Genomic DNA, 14373 nt, shown 5'->3' with positions numbered 1-14373 from the left:
ATTACTGGGCTTCTATTGTAAAGGCGCGAGGCTGAGGTGAGGCGGTTTGCGGGCCGAACCAGACGTCATAAATTTTGGCGGCGTCGCCGGTTTTCTCAAGATTCACCAGCTCGTCATTCACCACGTTCAACAGCGCGGTTTCACCTTTCTTCACCCCCACGCCGATCTCCTCTTTACTGAGCAAATCCGGCAGGATTTTAAAATCGGCTTTATCCGGCGCCTGAGCCAGTAAACCGGCCAGAATGGTGCTGTCCTGGGTAATCGCCTGCACGTTACCGTTGCGCAGGGCGGTTAACGCCAGTGGAATATCGTCGTAAGAGAGCACGCGGGATTGCGGGAAACGCTGGTGCAGCGTCTGCTCGCCGGTGGTGCCTTTCACCGCGCCGATGCGCGCTTTGCTGTAATCATCCAGCTTATCCGCCGATTTTGCCGGAACAAGGAACTGCTGACCGGTCACGAAATAGGGCGTGGAGAAATCAATCACCTGAGCACGCTCCGGAGTGATAGTGATGTCGGCGACGATCAGATCGGCTTTCCCCGACTGCAGCAGCGGAATGCGGTTCGCCGGATTCGTGGCGACCAGCTCCAGCTTCACGCCAAGTTTTTTGGCCAGCGCTTTGGCGAAATCGACGTCATAGCCAACGATATCGTGCGTTTTGGCATCGATGGAGCCGAACGGCGGGTTGGCATCAAACGTGGCGACTTTTACCACGCCAGCGGCTTTGATATCCGCCAGCTGATCGGCCTGCGCCTGGGTCGATAAAAGGCCGCCTGTGGTCAGTAAACCGAGCGCCAGTGCGAGTGTGTGATAGTGCTTTTTATGTGTAGCCATAGTTCCCTCAAGTATCCCGTTGTTTTTGTTTTGTCCGGATACGCTCCCATAAGCGTTATCTATCGCCAAATAAGAAAATGTTCTTTGCTATATGCAAAAAGGTATTAGTGAACAGCGTGTTACGGGTAAGTGACGAGAGGCGATGTATTTGCGAATTCTGAAAATAGTCAGCTGATATTGGTATTTCCGTTAAGTCCAGTTTGGGGGTTAACTGAATTCAGACGCCATCGAGAGGAGTGGGACCATGCAAAACTGGGTGAATACGTTACGGCGGTTTTTTGTCGCCAAATCAGAGACGGAGAACAGCGCGCAACGTGTTATTGAATCGGTGCTGCCGATCGCCAGTCTGTACGGCGTCGACGTCGCTAACATCGACCCGGAGTGGTTCCATGACAAAACACCACGCTGAGCTGCGCCACACGCGCATGACCTACTGGAACGAGCTGTGCAGCCGATACCTGAACGTATCGGCTTTTTTTTGTTCTTAATCCGTCAACCTGCTAAGGTCTAAGGCAAAAATCACCTCGCCTGAAGACTGAATGAACAGCCAAAAATTGATCCGGCGTGCCCTGGTGGTGTGGATAATCGTCTGCCTGCTGAGCAGCGTCCTGCTGTATGCCGAACAGATCCGCCGCCAGTTCTGGGACCGCGATCGTGAATTTACCGCGCTCTTTTCCGCCATCAGCGCGGTGCTGACGCAAAACGAATCTGTTTTGCCCCTGCTCAATGGCGACGAAGATCTGACGGCGCTGCGCAAAAAATTCCCCCACATTCTGGCCCTGGAAAAAACAGCAGGCCGTGCGCTGGATGCTGCTCGCGTTGAGCCGCTCAGTGACGACCAGTACTGGCTGTACAATCCGTGGCGGCAGATCCGGGTGCGGATCGATCTGCGTCCGCTGCTCGCCGCCACGCACCGTTTTTCCCATCTCTCTATCAGCCTGTCAGCAGCCGAAGCGCATCCCTCATCGACGGCGTTCTGGTACTGGCAACGGGCATTCCCTCAGCATACGCAGCCCTTTACCCTGACGGCGGATGCTGAACCGCACTGGCTGCAAATCTCCTGGGCGTTATTCCCGCTGCTGTTTGTCGGCTGGGCAGCCATCGTTGCAGCAGGGAGCGGTGTGCTCTGGCAACGCTTGCAGCGGCAAAACGCCGAGCAGCGAGCCTGGTATTATCAGCACGCGCGGCTGAATACGCTCGGCGAGATCACCGCCGGCATTGTGCATGAGATCAACCAGCCGCTGACGGCGGCGCAGACCTGGATTCAGGGGGCGCAGCGACAGCTGGCGCAGGAGAATCCGCAGGCGGTGGCCCATGCGCTCGGCGCGGCGCTGATTCAGACTCAGCGCATCGGCGAACTGCTGGCGCGCTTTCGTGAACACGTGGTGCAGGAAAAAGTCACGCCGAGCGAGATCGATTTAGCCCAGTGCTGGCAGCATGTGGTGAATTTGCTGGAGCATGAGCGCAAATCGGAGCACATCACCGTCAGCCACGCTTTCCCGTCCGACGCCGCCACCGTGCTGGCCGACAGGCTGTGGCTGGAGCAGGTGTTACACAACCTGCTCAGCAATGCGATTCAGGCCCAGCAGGAGAACGCGCGCGGCTGGGTACATATCACCAGCCAGCGTAAAAACAGGGTCATCGAAATTATCATGACCGACGGCGGGGCGGGGTTCAGCCCGGAGGCGCTGGAGAAGGCGTTTATGCCGTTCTACAGCGGCAGAGAAAAGGGGATTGGTCTCGGAATGACGCTCACGGAATCGCTAATGATGCGCATGAATGGCACCATCGCGCTTGCAAACACCCCGGAGGGCGGAGCGCAGATCGTGTTGCAACTGGAACCGGGTAACGGAGCCGCACATGGGTAATGTGGTCTATTTGATTGATGACGACGCCGCCATCAGAGAGTCAATGGCCTTTCTTCTCTCGGGCATGCACTGGGAGGTGAAAACCTTTGCCAGCATCGAGGCGTTTACCGAAAGGTATAGCAACGACCGGGCGCTCGCGGGCTGTCTGCTGCTGGATATGCGCATGCCGGGCAAAGGTGGGCTGACCTGGCTGGAAGAGGGGGCGTGGCCGTGGCCGCTGCTGCCGGTGATCGTCATGACCGGGCACGGCACCGTTGATGCCTGCCGTCGGGCGTTTCATCAAGGGGTTTTCGAGTTTTTCACCAAGCCTCTGGATGCCGATAAGCTTATCGAAACCCTCGCTCGCGCGTTTGAGGAGAGCCAGCGCCGCACGACCCACTGGCAGGAGGTAAAGCGGGTTAAAGCGCTGTTTGAACAATTGACGGCGCGGGAGCACGAAGTGCTTTGCGAACTGATGGAGGGGCGCAGCAATAAAGAGGTGGCGGCGCGCCTGAATTTATCACCCAGAACCGTTGAAGCGCACCGCGCGGCCCTGTTTGCCAAGCTCGGCGTGAGCAGTCTGGTGCAGGCCATCCGTGAGTACGACAAATTGCAATCCGTATAACTACCAGGTGGGCTGCGTAATCAACCGAATACCGCTTAACCGCGCATCCCGATAGCATCGCGTTGTCTCCCACATTTGAGGAATTGCGATGAAAACGTTAATGACGGTAGCCGCGCTGGTGGCAGGAATGATGTCGGTATCCGCGCAGGCAGAAACCCTGGCGCAGAAAAATATCTCCCTCACCCAGGCGAATGCCCTGGCGAGCGCGGCGATTCAGGCCTGTAGCGCCAAAAATTACCAGGTCAGCGTGACGGTAGTGGATCGTGCGGGCGTGGTGAAAGCCGTGCAGCGCACCGATAACGCCGGTCCGCATACGGTAAAAGCCAGTGAGATGAAGGCGTTTACCGCGCTCAGCACCAAAAATGCCTCCGGCAAAGTGATGGAAGCCGCACAAAGCAACGCGGGCGCACAGAATATGCGTGACGTTCCAGGCTTCTTGCTGCTGGCAGGTGGTTTGCCGGTGAAAGAGGGCGACGAGGTGATTGGTGCAATCGGTATCGGCGGTGCGCCGGGTGGTCAGTTAGATGAAGCCTGTGCACAGCAGGCGCTGGACAGTGTGAACAAGTAACAAACGCTCTACGGTGTAGACGTTAAAAAAGCCGGGTAGGGCGAAGCCGCCACCCGGCCTTGACGGTCAGATCTTGCAGGCATCGCCGCAATCATCGTCGGCGACAACCGCCTGCGCTTTCTTGTCTGCATCTTCCAGACGTTCCGCGTTGCGCTCTTGTGCCTCTTCCAGACCGTTAAACACCAGATTATCGAGATCAATTTCCATTATGTACCTGCTGAGTTCAGTTTTGCTGTTGGCAGAGTATAGGATAAAAAAGTCGGTGAAAGTACCTCACCGCACGTAACGCCAATCCCTGCCATACTCTTTCTCTGACGGCTGAGAGGAGGGAAAATGATCACACTGTGCAAAACCTGCGGGACATCCTATGACACCACCACGGGCGCCGTGGAGCGCTGCGCGATTTGTGAAGACGAGCGCCAGTATGTTCCCGTTGGCGGGCAACAGTGGGTGGATTTTGACACCGTTGTCGCCAGCCACACCAACAAATGGCAGCAGCTTGAGCCAGGCCTGCTAAGCCTTAAAACCGTACCCAAATTTGCCATCAACCAGCGTGCGATCCTCCTGACCACACCGCACGGCAATATCCTATGGGATTGCATCGCCACGCTGGACCCTGTCACCCGCACGCTGATTGACGCGCTGGGTGGCCTGCACGCCATTGCAATCTCCCATCCCCATTACTACACCACCATGCAGGATTGGGCGGCGGCGTTTGACGCGCCGGTTTATCTCCATGCCAGCGACCGGGAGTGGGTGATGCGCGACAGCCCGGCGCTGCGCTTCTGGGAGGGGGAAACTCAGGATCTGCTACCCGGTATCCGGCTGCTGCGTCTGGGCGGCCATTTTGCGGGCGGAACGGTGCTGCACTGGGATAGCGGTAGCGGCGTCCTGCTCGCCGGGGATATTTTGCAGGTGACGCCCGGCGCAGATCGGGTGTCGTTTATGTGGAGCTACCCGAATATGCTTCCTCTGCCGGGGGCGGCGGTCAGTGCGATAACCGATCGACTGCGGGAGGTCCCGTTCCAGCGGCTCTACGGCGCCTTTGAAGGACAAAACATCACCGAAAACGCACACGACATCGTCATGCAATCAGGGCAGAAATATATTTCTTGTATGAAGTAAAGCGCGGTGGGTAAACTTCACAAGCGTGATCGCGATCATGCCTAAACTAAAACAGATAAAAGAGACATTGCTATGCAACATATCATTGAAGGTTTTCTCAGCTTTCAAAAAGAGATTTTCCCGCAACGTAAAGAACTCTTCCGCAGTTTAGCGTCCAGCCAGAATCCCAAAGCGCTTTTTATCTCCTGCTCAGACAGCCGTCTGGTCCCCGAACTGGTGACGCAGCAGGAACCTGGACAGCTCTTTGTCATTCGAAATGCTGGCAACATTGTGCCGCCGTTTGGCCCTGAGCCAGGCGGTGTCTCTGCGACGATTGAGTATGCGGTGGTGGCGCTGGGCGTGACCGATATTGTGATTTGCGGCCACTCCAACTGCGGTGCAATGAAGGCCATTGCCGACAATGCGAATCTGGACCCGATGCCTGCGGTGTCCCACTGGCTGCGCTATTCCGATGCGGCCAAAGCCGTTGTAGAAAAGAAAACCTGGGCCACCCCGACTGATAAAGTGCATGGCATGGTGCAGGAGAACGTGTTTGCCCAGCTAAGCAACATCAAAACCCATCCATCGGTGGCAGTGGGGCTGCGCAATAACGCCATCCGCCTGCACGGCTGGGTGTATGACATCGAAAGCGGCGAGATCCTCGCGCTGGATAAAGAGAGCAAAACCTTTATCTCCCTGTCTGACAACCCTCAGGTCTACTTCGAATAACGCTTTCAGGGCGGGACAGACCCGCCCTATATCGCCGGTTAGCCCGGCAACACTTCCAGCTTTACACCCGCCTTACGCGCCGTCACTGGCAGCAAATCAACCGCCGCCACATATCCGTCCGGATCGAGACAGCGGTTATAGCTGTTAGCTTGCGCCAGAATCTCGTCGTCCCAGTAGACGCGTTTACGCTGATCGCCCTGAGTGGTCAGAATGCACTCCACGTCACCCCCGACCGCGCAATACTGACGCCAGCTGTTGGCCGGAACGGAAATTACCGAGCGCTCCGGGGCGATCACGCTGACCTCTTCGCCCGCCTGATTCCACGTCACCTTCAGCGACCCTTTGAACACCATAATCACCTGCACGTCCGGGCAGAGATGACGCCCGACCACATGCTCAGCGGCGAGGCGCAGCCATTCGACGGAAAACCCGTGCGGATTCACAATCGCCGGTGCCGAGTGGCGGTCCTGCGACATACCAAAACCAATCACCGGCGCGATCTCCCCGCCGTGGCCCGGCAGAACTGAATCCAGCAGGCCGTCCTCTGACCAGCGGCGATCGTCGCCAGTGACGGCACGCTGACGCATCTCTTCGACAGAATAGTGGCGCAGGGCGGCGATCTCTTCCGGCCGCAGCGGCGTTAACAGCTGTGAGGCATCCGGCAGCGTATCGCCCGCGTTCACGTCGATCAGCATATTGTCTTTGCTCAGATACAGCCCGTATTCGCTGGCTGCCGCCAGAATGGACGGATGCCAGATGATCCCCCCGGTGTTATTCCCGCCAAGCACCGTGTAGACCATGCCGCAGGTCTCTTGCGGACTAACGTTGGTAAAGCCACGGAAAATCCACGTCGGAATCGACAGAATGGCCGGCGCGCTGAACTCGGCCTCGTTTTCGCCGTTCGCGCCCCAGCGAAAACGCCAGGTGCCTTCATGAATCAAAAACACCTCAGCGGTGAAGTGCAGATGCAGGTTATTGGTGACCCCTTTCGGCATCGCCGCTGCGCCAATATTAAAGCCGTGCGGTTCCGGAATATTGACCACCTGCGCCGATGACTGGGTGACACCCGGCCCGATGAAGGAGTAGTTCTGCTTGAGGTGCGAGCCGGGCAGTTTGCAGTCGATAAACGCCAGATTGCAGGACACCATCTCATCGGGCGTGATGACGCGGCTTTTGGCCTGCGCCGGAGTGATATGTTGTGCTTTCATAATGTTTCTCCTGTTAGTAACCGGATGCGCCCGTGGTGGGAGCGGAGGCTCCGCGCGCCAGGGCGATAGCTTCCCGCGCGGCGCGGCCAAGCTGCATCACGTCGTTGGCGGGGGTGACAAACTGAAAACCCTGGTCGATACGCAGGCGTGCGGCGTCGCCGGAGGTGCAAAAAATTCCGGCCAGTTTTTGCTGCTGGCGACAGCGGCTGACCACCCGTTCGACGGCGGCGAGCATCTCAGGGTGCTGGGATTCCGCGCTGGCGCTGCCGGTGAGGGTTAACGACAGATCGTTCGGGCCGATAAACACGCCGTCCAGCCCGTCGGTTGCCAGAATGGCGTCGAGATTCGCCAGCCCTTCGCGGGTTTCAATCATCGCCAGCGTCAGGATCTCCTGGCAGGCGTGCTGCGGATAATCCGCTCCGCCGTACAGCAGCCCGCGCGCCGGGCCAAACGAACGCACGCCAAACGGCGGATAGCGGCAGGCGGCGACGAAGCGCGCGGCCTGTTCGGCGGTGGAAATCATCGGGCAGATAATGCCGTAGGCCCCGGCGTCGAGCATGCGCATGATCTGTGCCGGATCGTTATGCTGGACGCGTACCAACGGCACCGCGGGCGTGGCTGACAGGGCCTGAAGCATCGTCAGGGCGTTGGCGAAATCGATCATTCCGTGCTGCAAATCGACCGTCACCGCGTCATAGCCCTGATGACCGACGATCTCCGCGCTGTAGCTGGAAGGGATCGCCAGCCAGCCGTTGATGATGGGGGACTGTTCCTGAATCAATTGTTTGAGTTTATTGCGTCGCATGAAGGGACTCCTGAATCCACTGGCGCAGCGGCGGGGCGACCTCATCGGGCGCTTCGAGCACCACGAAATGCCCGGCTGTTGGAACCGTTATATGTTGGGCGTGGGGCGCACTTGCCGAGGCCAGTTGGTGATGGTGGGGCGTGCAGATGGGATCGTGCGCGCCGTTGATGATAAGAATGGGGCAGGAGAGCGCGCTCAGCGCCTGGCGATTATCCCGCCGGGAGAGGGCGATCTCCGTCTGGCTGGCAAAGGTGTCGTGGCCGCTCTCATGCGCCATCTGGCAGACAAGCGCCTGGAGTGACGCGTCAGCGCGCCGCTCGGGGGCGACATACTTTTGCCACAGGGTGGCAGACAGCCAGTTCGCCAGCCCTTGCTCACGCGCAGCGCGAACGGATTCCCGTCGGACGGCGGCATTTTCCGGCGCATCGGCAAGGGGATTCACCGACATGAGTGCAAGCCCGGCCAGCCGACCCGGGGCATCGGCCGCTATTTGTAGCGCCACGATAGCCCCAAGGGAAAACCCGGCCAGCAGAAAGCGCGGCGGCAGGTTTTGCAGCAGGCGCTGCGCGGCCTGCGGTGCGGAATCCGACCCGGTAAGGCTCACGCACATCACGGAAGTGAGCGCCAGGCGCTCTATCAGCGGCTGCCACATACGCGCCGTGCAGAGCGTTCCGCCGATCAACACCAGCGGGAGCGCGGTGTTATCACACACTGTTTTGTCCATTTGGCCTCTCATGTGGCAGTCCAGCCGCCGTCAACCAGCAGCGCAGTGCCGGTGATCATCGCCGCCGCATCGGAGGCCAAAAACACCACCGGTCCCATCACATCCTCGACGCGTCCAAGACGCCGCAGCTTGATGTTCTCCAGCACATAGCGGCGAAAATCCGGGTCGTCGAGGGACTGGCGCGACAGCTCGGTTTCGATAAAGGTCGGGCACAGGGTATTGACCCGGATACCCGCGCCACCCAGCTCCAGCGCCATGGTTTTGCTTAACCCCTCAAGTGCAAATTTTGACGCGCAGTAGACGCTGCGATTCGGACCGCCGACGTGGCCCATCTGCGAGGAGATATGGATGATGGAACCTGTCATGTTGTGCTCCCGCATCCGCTGCGCCACCCGCTGGCTGAGGAAAAAAGTGGCGCGCAGGTTCAGGGTCATCACCGCGTCAAAATGGGTTTCGCTGACGGCGAGGAAAGGCTCGTGACGGGCCAGCCCGGCGCTGTTGACCAGAATGTCGAAGGCGGGCAGCTCTGCGAGCACTGCATCGACGCGCGAGATATCGGTGATATCCAGCGCCAGCGAATGCAGCGTCAGCCCGCCTTCAGCCGCAAGCGCGGCGGCGTGCTCCAGCGTGTGTCGATCGCGGGCGGCAATCCACACCTCTGCACCCGCCTGGGCGAGCGCCACGGCGCAGGCGAAGCCCAGCCCCCTGGAGCCGCCCGTGACCAGTGCCCGTTTTCCCGTAAGATGAAAAGAGGGAGTCTGGGGAAGAGTCATGATTACACCTTTTCCCGAACCGGCGCAGGCGTGGCGTAAGGCACGTCTGTATTCCCGTAGCGGCGTACGCGAATGTTGGCCTGCTCCGCGTGCCCGGCAAAACCTTCCAACAGCGACAGACGCGAGCAGTAGCTGCCGATTTCGGCGGTGGCTTCGTCACTGAGGACTTTCTGCCAGGTGCAGGTTTTCATGAACTTGCCGACCCACAAGCCGCCCGTGTAGCGCGCTGCCTTTTGCGTCGGCAGGGTGTGGTTGGTGCCGATGACCTTGTCGCCATAGGCCACGTTGGTGCGCGGGCCGAGGAACAGAGCACCGAAGTTGGTGAGATTATTGAGGAACCAGTCGTCGCGATCCGTCATCACCTGCACGTGCTCGGAGGCGATACGATCCGCTTCGGCCAGCATCTCGTCGTAGCTGTCGCAGACGATGATTTCACCGTAATCCTGCCAGGACTGACGGGCGACGTCGGCGGTCGGGAGTTTTGCCAGCAGGCGCTCGATCTCCGTCAGCGTCTCTTTTGCCAGCGTCAGCGAGTTGGTCAGCAGAATTGCCGGTGTTGTAACGCCGTGCTCCGCCTGGCCCAGCAGGTCGGTGGCGCACATTTCCGCATCGACGGTGTCGTCGGCGATCACCAGGGTTTCCGTCGGACCGGCGAACAGATCGATCCCTACGCGGCCAAACAGCTGGCGCTTGGCTTCGGCGACGAAGGCGTTGCCCGGCCCAACCAACATATCAACCGGTGCGAGGGTGTCGGTGCCGAGCGCCATCGCGCCAATTGCCTGAATGCCGCCGAGGGCGAAGATCTCCGTTGCACCCGCCATTTTCTGCGCCGCGACAATCGCTGGCGCCGGTTCACCGCCAAACGGCGGGGCACAGCTGATAATGCGCGAGCAGCCCGCGACGTTGGCGGTGATAATCGACATATGCGCCGATGCCAGCAGCGGATATTTACCGCCCGGGACATAACAGCCGACGGCGTTAATCGGAATATTTTTATGGCCGAGAATAACGCCGGGGCGCGTTTCGATCTCCAGATCGCGCAGACACTCTTTTTGTGCGCGGGCAAAATTAAACACCTGCTGCTGGGCGAATTCGATATCGTGAATATCCTGGCGGCTGAGTTTTTTCATGCAGCTATTAATTTCGGCGTCCGTCAGGCGATAATCCCGACGGTCGTAGTTATCGAATTTTATCGATAATTCACGGATCGCTTTATTCCCGCGTTTTTCAATATCCGCCAGAATCAGCTCAACGGTTTCCCGTATTTGTCGCTGCGCTTCCTGACGTTCCTGTACCGGTTTACTGGATTTAAGTTGATAAGCCACAATATTCTCCTTTAATACTCGAAATGACAGATGCCCTCCCGGCGAACCGGGATAGTTATTACATAATGAGCGGGAATTATTCTCGCGCGGAGGCGAGGGAACTGTTGGTGGATAATTCCACCGGCTGACGGGTTTTGCGGGAATAGACCCAGCGCACCGACAGCGGGGTGGCGATGGCGGCAATAATCGAAAGCCCGGCAATAAACAGATACCCGGACGAGAGATTAATGTGTTGCATCATGACGCCCATGATTACCGGCCCGGCAAACATGCCGCAGGAGTAAATAGTCTGGAATAACCCCATGCGGGTGGACTGCTCATCGGAAGTCGTGTTGACCACGCTCAGGGACATGAACGCCGCGAACGCCATGCCGAACGAGAAACCGGCCAGCGCCTGCAGAAGATAAATCAGGTACAGATTGCTGGTAAACGGAATGCCAAACGACGAAATCACCTGGAGCAAAATCCCCAGCACCGCGGTTTTGACCAGCCCCAGTCGCTGATAAAACACCGAGCTGCACAGGGCAATCGCCAGGGCGTAGAAGATCAGATGGATGTTACTCAACAGCGTCAGAATTCCGGCGCGGGCGCCGAGCTGTTCTGCGTAGATGGGGGTAAGGGTGTCGCGGGTGGCAAAAGGAACCAGAATCACGATGGTTGCCAGAATACCGAGCAGCCAGACGGAGCGGTCAGCAAGCTGAAGTTTTGCCCCGGCGATACAGGCTTTCAGTGACGGCGCCTGCACCGGATCGTGGACGTCGCGAATGCGGGTGGTCAGGAACAGGGCGAGGAGAGCAGACACACAGGAGACGAAAAATGCGATGTTGTTCGCAAAATAGTGAATCAGCACGCCGCCGATGCAGTTGCCGAGAAACACGCCGATGGGGCCAGCCAGTGCCAGCAGGGCGACAGCCGCCGGGGCTTCTTTGCGATCAAAGTAGCGAATAAACAGAATGTTATACAGCACCCAGGTGGCGGCGGTTACGCCATCGGCGGCTTTCGCCAGATACAGGGTAATGGCATTCGGCTCAAGCCAGGCAATCGGCCAGGCGATGATTGGCAGAACCAGCGCTATCTGGATAAAGATTTTGCGGCTCTTCACCACGTCAGAGATGATCCCCAGCGGAAAACGAATCATCAGCGTCGCCAGACCGCTGGCACCCATGATGATGCCCATCACCTGCGGTTCGATGCCCTGATTGATCATCATGGGGGCCAGAAACGCATCGATGCTGTGAATACAGATATAAAACAATACGCTAATGATAAAAAACAGCCGGGCTTCCGGTCGGCGCAACAGTGCTCGAAACATGGTTGTGAACCTCTTAAAAATTAATGGGTTATAACCAATCAAGTACAACGTTTACCGGCTCAGTCCCTCTGATGACATCCCAATTTGCCCGGTACAATTGACGGCATGCATACGTATTCAAAAATTGAAGTTACGAAAAGGTTTCAATTTTGTAAAGGTTCAATATCACCATTGTGAAAAAAATAATTTAGGCTGTTGCATACGCATGCAAAAGTGGTGTAAGACTAAAAAGCACTCACTTCCTGAGGCGCTTTTAACGGGGTGGTTGTCGAAGATGGTATGTTATCTCTTTGAAACACATGGCCTGAATGTGGAAGTGACAGGATAAGGAACCCAGGGTAATGAAGCGTAAGACGTTTGCGGCGGTGACCAGCCAGCAGGTGGCACAGCTGGCAGGGGTGTCGCAGTCAGCGGTATCCCGCACCTTCACGCCGGGGGCGAGCATTTCGCCCGCCACGCGTGAAAAAGTGCTCAAAGCGGCGCGTGAGTTGGGCTATCGCCCGAATGCGATTGCCCGTTCGCTCAACACGGCCCGGTCGCGCATTATCGGCGTGGTGATCTCCTATTTTGATAACCAGTTTTATCCGCAGGTGCTGGAAGCGCTGGCGCAGAAGCTGGATACGCTTAACTACCACCTGCTGCTGTTTGTCGGCGACAGGGACGGCAACGTCGATCGCATTTTCGACCAGATTATGCAGTATCGCGTCGACGGGATTGTGCTGGCGTCGGTGACGCTGTCGCTGGATCTCTCTCAGGAGTGTCTTGCCGCCGGCATTCCAGTGGTGCTGTTCAATCGCAGCGAAGAGAGCGGAATGGCGTCGAGCGTCAACAGCAACAACGAAGCCGCCGCGCGGCAGATTGCTGAATTCTTGCTCGCCGGAGATCACAAGCGCTTCGCCTATGTGGGCGGCGTCGCAGATTCGTCGGTGAATATCGCCCGCCAGCGGGGGTATCTCGACACGCTCGCGGAACACGGCGTCACAGACGTAGAAGTGGTGAACGGCAACTATGACGCGCAGCAAACCACCCGCGCGGCATATTCGCTTTTCACTAAGACGCCTGCGCCAGACGCCATTTTTGTCGCCAACGATCATATGGCGGTGATGGTGATGGACGTGGCGCGCTACGAATTTGGCCTGCGGGTGCCGGAGGATGTGTCGATTATTGGCTACGACGACATCGGACCGTCCGGCTGGCCGTCCTACGCCTTAACCTCGGCCTCGCAGCCGGTGGAGGCGATGGTGACAGCGACGGTGGAATTACTGATGAAGCAGATCGATAGCGGCAACATCGAGCCTGAACAAATTACGCTGCCCGGTATGCTGGTGGTTCGCCATTCGGCGCGTCGCCCGCGCACGGGAGTCATCGAAAAAGACGGTTTATCTCTGTTCCAGCCTCAGGAGGTCAAATGAGCAGATTGCCGGGCTTCAGCCCCCAGTTCGACTCTATTCAGCAATTTATTCTGACGCTGACCCACGTGGTCTGGGAGCAGAAGGATATCGGTCAGTTGGCGGATTTCTACGCCACGCCGGTGGTGTTTATTACGCCGGAAAAACAGCTTAACGAACTGTCGCAATTTATGCGCCTGACCCTGGAGGCGATGCACAGCTTCCCGCAACGCTCTGTGCTGACGGAAGATATCCTGTGCAGCCATACGCCGGGCGAGGAGTATTACGCGGCGCAGCGCACGGTGGCGTCGATTCGCCATCAGGGGGAGGGATTTTTCGGTGCGCCGACCGGGAAAAATGTCTGGGTGCGCACCTGGGCAGACCGCATTTGCGCCGACGGCGCGGTGCGCCAGGAGTGGCTGCTCCAGGATCGGGCGGCGATTGTCTCTCAGCTGGGGCTGGATATTCGCGAGTTCGCCCGCAGCCTTTCTGCCACGCAGCAGCAGCTTGGTATTGAGCCGGAATCGGCCGAAACCCTCGACGCACGCTGGGCGGGTGGCCCGGAAGGTGATGATATCGACGGGCCGCTGGCGGGAGTGGTGGAACGCTATCTGACCATGTGGGCGGGCGGCAACGGCGGCACGGTGCCGGGGTTGTACCATCCTGCCGCGACGCTCTACGGGCCAGGGCACTGTATGGCCACGGGCGAGCAGGAGATCGGCGCTTGGCTGTCGGGCTATCGCGCGTCGTTTGCGGACAGTGAAACCCAATTGCACCACCTGATTGTGCGCAAAGATCCGAACGAGCCGGTGCGCATCTCCCTGCGCTGGTCTCTGCTGACCTGGCACGATGGCTACGGTAAATTTGGCGCGCCCACCCGTAAACCCATTTCAATTACCGGTATTACCCAGCTCGAATTACGTGATGGTTTAATTATTCGCGAATACTTGGGTGTTGATGAATTAGCGATCTGGTCGCAGATTGTGAAATAAATCAGATTGTGAAATAAAAAAGGGAGGTTCGTCTCCCGCTATTCTTCTTTTATTAACGCTGTCTACATCGCCGTATTTGGTTCTGCGGTTAATTTCTCCATCCATTCCGGGTGCGGGATCCTTTTGTCTGAAAAGAAATGC

At 58.1% G+C, this 14373-nt stretch carries 16 protein-coding genes; 8 read left to right on the top strand and 8 right to left on the bottom strand.

The genetic code is table 11. The features are described from left to right. Nucleotide 1 precedes the first annotated feature (1 nt). Nucleotides 2-832 (bottom strand): ABC transporter substrate-binding protein, encoded by an 831-nt coding sequence (locus F153LOC_RS03975; protein ID WP_102103540.1) that lies wholly within the window; start codon nt 830-832, stop codon nt 2-4. A 244-nt stretch (nt 833-1076) separates the two neighbouring features. Here F153LOC_RS03975 and F153LOC_RS21655 point away from each other — a divergent pair, with 244 nt between their 5' ends. The 4 genes from F153LOC_RS21655 to F153LOC_RS03960 all read left to right on the top strand — a co-directional run bounded on the left by F153LOC_RS21655 (nt 1077) and on the right by F153LOC_RS03960 (nt 3872). Then, nucleotides 1077-1241, top strand: coding sequence for a hypothetical protein (locus F153LOC_RS21655; RefSeq protein WP_164971748.1), 165 nt, complete (start codon nt 1077-1079; stop codon nt 1239-1241). Nucleotides 1242-1371: 130 nt separating this feature from the next. Beyond that, nucleotides 1372-2700: a sensor histidine kinase gene (locus F153LOC_RS03970; RefSeq protein WP_102103541.1), complete on the top strand. Its 1329-nt coding sequence runs from the start codon at nt 1372-1374 to the stop codon at nt 2698-2700. Next, entirely contained in the window at nt 2693-3304 is a 612-nt protein-coding gene (locus F153LOC_RS03965; protein WP_102103542.1) for a response regulator transcription factor, read from the top strand. The genes F153LOC_RS03970 and F153LOC_RS03965 overlap by 8 nt, the downstream gene beginning before the upstream one ends. An 88-nt stretch (nt 3305-3392) precedes the next feature. Further along, the gene (locus F153LOC_RS03960) at nt 3393-3872 is read left to right on the top strand and encodes a heme-binding protein (RefSeq protein ID WP_102103543.1); all 480 of its coding nucleotides are present in this window, start codon (nt 3393-3395) and stop codon (nt 3870-3872) included. Between the two features lie 66 nt (nt 3873-3938). Here the strand turns inward: F153LOC_RS03960 and F153LOC_RS03955 are convergent, their stop codons facing one another. After that, nucleotides 3939-4079, bottom strand: coding sequence for a hypothetical protein (locus F153LOC_RS03955; protein WP_095281773.1), 141 nt, complete (start codon nt 4077-4079; stop codon nt 3939-3941). Between the two features lie 126 nt (nt 4080-4205). Between F153LOC_RS03955 and F153LOC_RS03950 the strand changes: the two genes are divergently transcribed. Both F153LOC_RS03950 and F153LOC_RS03945 read left to right on the top strand, forming a co-directional pair. Further along, nucleotides 4206-4997 (top strand): MBL fold metallo-hydrolase, encoded by a 792-nt coding sequence (locus F153LOC_RS03950; RefSeq protein WP_102103544.1) that lies wholly within the window; start codon nt 4206-4208, stop codon nt 4995-4997. Between the two features lie 72 nt (nt 4998-5069). Then, a complete protein-coding gene (locus tag F153LOC_RS03945; protein WP_102103545.1) occupies nt 5070-5705 on the top strand; it encodes a carbonic anhydrase in 636 nt (211 codons plus the stop codon). 38 nt (nt 5706-5743) lie between these two features. Here the strand turns inward: F153LOC_RS03945 and F153LOC_RS03940 are convergent, their stop codons facing one another. From F153LOC_RS03940 to F153LOC_RS03915, 6 genes are all read right to left on the bottom strand, one after another. Beyond that, entirely contained in the window at nt 5744-6913 is a 1170-nt protein-coding gene (locus F153LOC_RS03940) for a cupin (RefSeq protein WP_102103546.1), read from the bottom strand. A 13-nt stretch (nt 6914-6926) separates the two neighbouring features. Next, nucleotides 6927-7718: an HpcH/HpaI aldolase/citrate lyase family protein gene (locus tag F153LOC_RS03935; protein WP_102103547.1), complete on the bottom strand. Its 792-nt coding sequence runs from the start codon at nt 7716-7718 to the stop codon at nt 6927-6929. After that, nucleotides 7705-8442, bottom strand: coding sequence for an alpha/beta fold hydrolase (locus F153LOC_RS03930; RefSeq protein ID WP_102103548.1), 738 nt, complete (start codon nt 8440-8442; stop codon nt 7705-7707). Before F153LOC_RS03930 ends, F153LOC_RS03935 begins: the two co-directional genes overlap by 14 nt. 8 nt (nt 8443-8450) lie before the next feature. Then, nucleotides 8451-9215, bottom strand: coding sequence for an SDR family NAD(P)-dependent oxidoreductase (locus F153LOC_RS03925; RefSeq protein ID WP_102103549.1), 765 nt, complete (start codon nt 9213-9215; stop codon nt 8451-8453). Nucleotides 9216-9217: 2 nt separating this feature from the next. Beyond that, nucleotides 9218-10540, bottom strand: a complete 1323-nt coding sequence (gene hisD, locus F153LOC_RS03920; protein ID WP_102103550.1) for a histidinol dehydrogenase — start codon at nt 10538-10540, stop codon at nt 9218-9220. Between the two features lie 76 nt (nt 10541-10616). Beyond that, complete coding sequence (locus F153LOC_RS03915) at nt 10617-11852, bottom strand: MFS transporter (RefSeq protein ID WP_102103551.1); 1236 nt, start codon at nt 11850-11852, stop codon at nt 10617-10619. Nucleotides 11853-12193: 341 nt separating this feature from the next. On the opposite strand from F153LOC_RS03915, the gene F153LOC_RS03910 reads away from it, so the two are divergent. Both F153LOC_RS03910 and F153LOC_RS03905 read left to right on the top strand, forming a co-directional pair. Then, complete coding sequence (locus F153LOC_RS03910) at nt 12194-13264, top strand: LacI family DNA-binding transcriptional regulator (protein ID WP_102103552.1); 1071 nt, start codon at nt 12194-12196, stop codon at nt 13262-13264. Further along, nucleotides 13261-14232 (top strand): nuclear transport factor 2 family protein, encoded by a 972-nt coding sequence (locus F153LOC_RS03905; protein ID WP_102103553.1) that lies wholly within the window; start codon nt 13261-13263, stop codon nt 14230-14232. The genes F153LOC_RS03910 and F153LOC_RS03905 overlap by 4 nt, the downstream gene beginning before the upstream one ends. The last annotated feature ends 141 nt before the right edge of the window (nt 14233-14373 follow it).

Source organism: Lelliottia sp. F153, from assembly GCF_002870005.1.
Classification (GTDB): domain Bacteria; phylum Pseudomonadota; class Gammaproteobacteria; order Enterobacterales; family Enterobacteriaceae; genus Enterobacter; species Enterobacter nimipressuralis.
The sequence above is the reverse complement of the archived record's forward strand: the minus strand, read 5'-3'. Positions and strand labels throughout refer to the sequence as shown.

Coding starts and splice junctions, on each gene's coding strand:
- F153LOC_RS03960 (WP_102103543.1), top strand. CDS start 3,393: ATGAAAACGTTAATGACGGTAGCCGCGCTGGTGGCAGGAATGATGTCG.
- F153LOC_RS03930 (WP_102103548.1), bottom strand. CDS start 8,442: ATGGACAAAACAGTGTGTGATAACACCGCGCTCCCGCTGGTGTTGATC.
- F153LOC_RS03935 (WP_102103547.1), bottom strand. CDS start 7,718: ATGCGACGCAATAAACTCAAACAATTGATTCAGGAACAGTCCCCCATC.
- F153LOC_RS03965 (WP_102103542.1), top strand. CDS start 2,693: ATGGGTAATGTGGTCTATTTGATTGATGACGACGCCGCCATCAGAGAG.
- F153LOC_RS03910 (WP_102103552.1), top strand. CDS start 12,194: ATGAAGCGTAAGACGTTTGCGGCGGTGACCAGCCAGCAGGTGGCACAG.
- F153LOC_RS03905 (WP_102103553.1), top strand. CDS start 13,261: ATGAGCAGATTGCCGGGCTTCAGCCCCCAGTTCGACTCTATTCAGCAA.
- F153LOC_RS03970 (WP_102103541.1), top strand. CDS start 1,372: ATGAACAGCCAAAAATTGATCCGGCGTGCCCTGGTGGTGTGGATAATC.
- F153LOC_RS03925 (WP_102103549.1), bottom strand. CDS start 9,215: ATGACTCTTCCCCAGACTCCCTCTTTTCATCTTACGGGAAAACGGGCA.
- F153LOC_RS03945 (WP_102103545.1), top strand. CDS start 5,070: ATGCAACATATCATTGAAGGTTTTCTCAGCTTTCAAAAAGAGATTTTC.
- F153LOC_RS21655 (WP_164971748.1), top strand. CDS start 1,077: ATGCAAAACTGGGTGAATACGTTACGGCGGTTTTTTGTCGCCAAATCA.
- F153LOC_RS03950 (WP_102103544.1), top strand. CDS start 4,206: ATGATCACACTGTGCAAAACCTGCGGGACATCCTATGACACCACCACG.
- F153LOC_RS03940 (WP_102103546.1), bottom strand. CDS start 6,913: ATGAAAGCACAACATATCACTCCGGCGCAGGCCAAAAGCCGCGTCATC.
- F153LOC_RS03955 (WP_095281773.1), bottom strand. CDS start 4,079: ATGGAAATTGATCTCGATAATCTGGTGTTTAACGGTCTGGAAGAGGCA.
- F153LOC_RS03915 (WP_102103551.1), bottom strand. CDS start 11,852: ATGTTTCGAGCACTGTTGCGCCGACCGGAAGCCCGGCTGTTTTTTATC.
- F153LOC_RS03975 (WP_102103540.1), bottom strand. CDS start 832: ATGGCTACACATAAAAAGCACTATCACACACTCGCACTGGCGCTCGGT.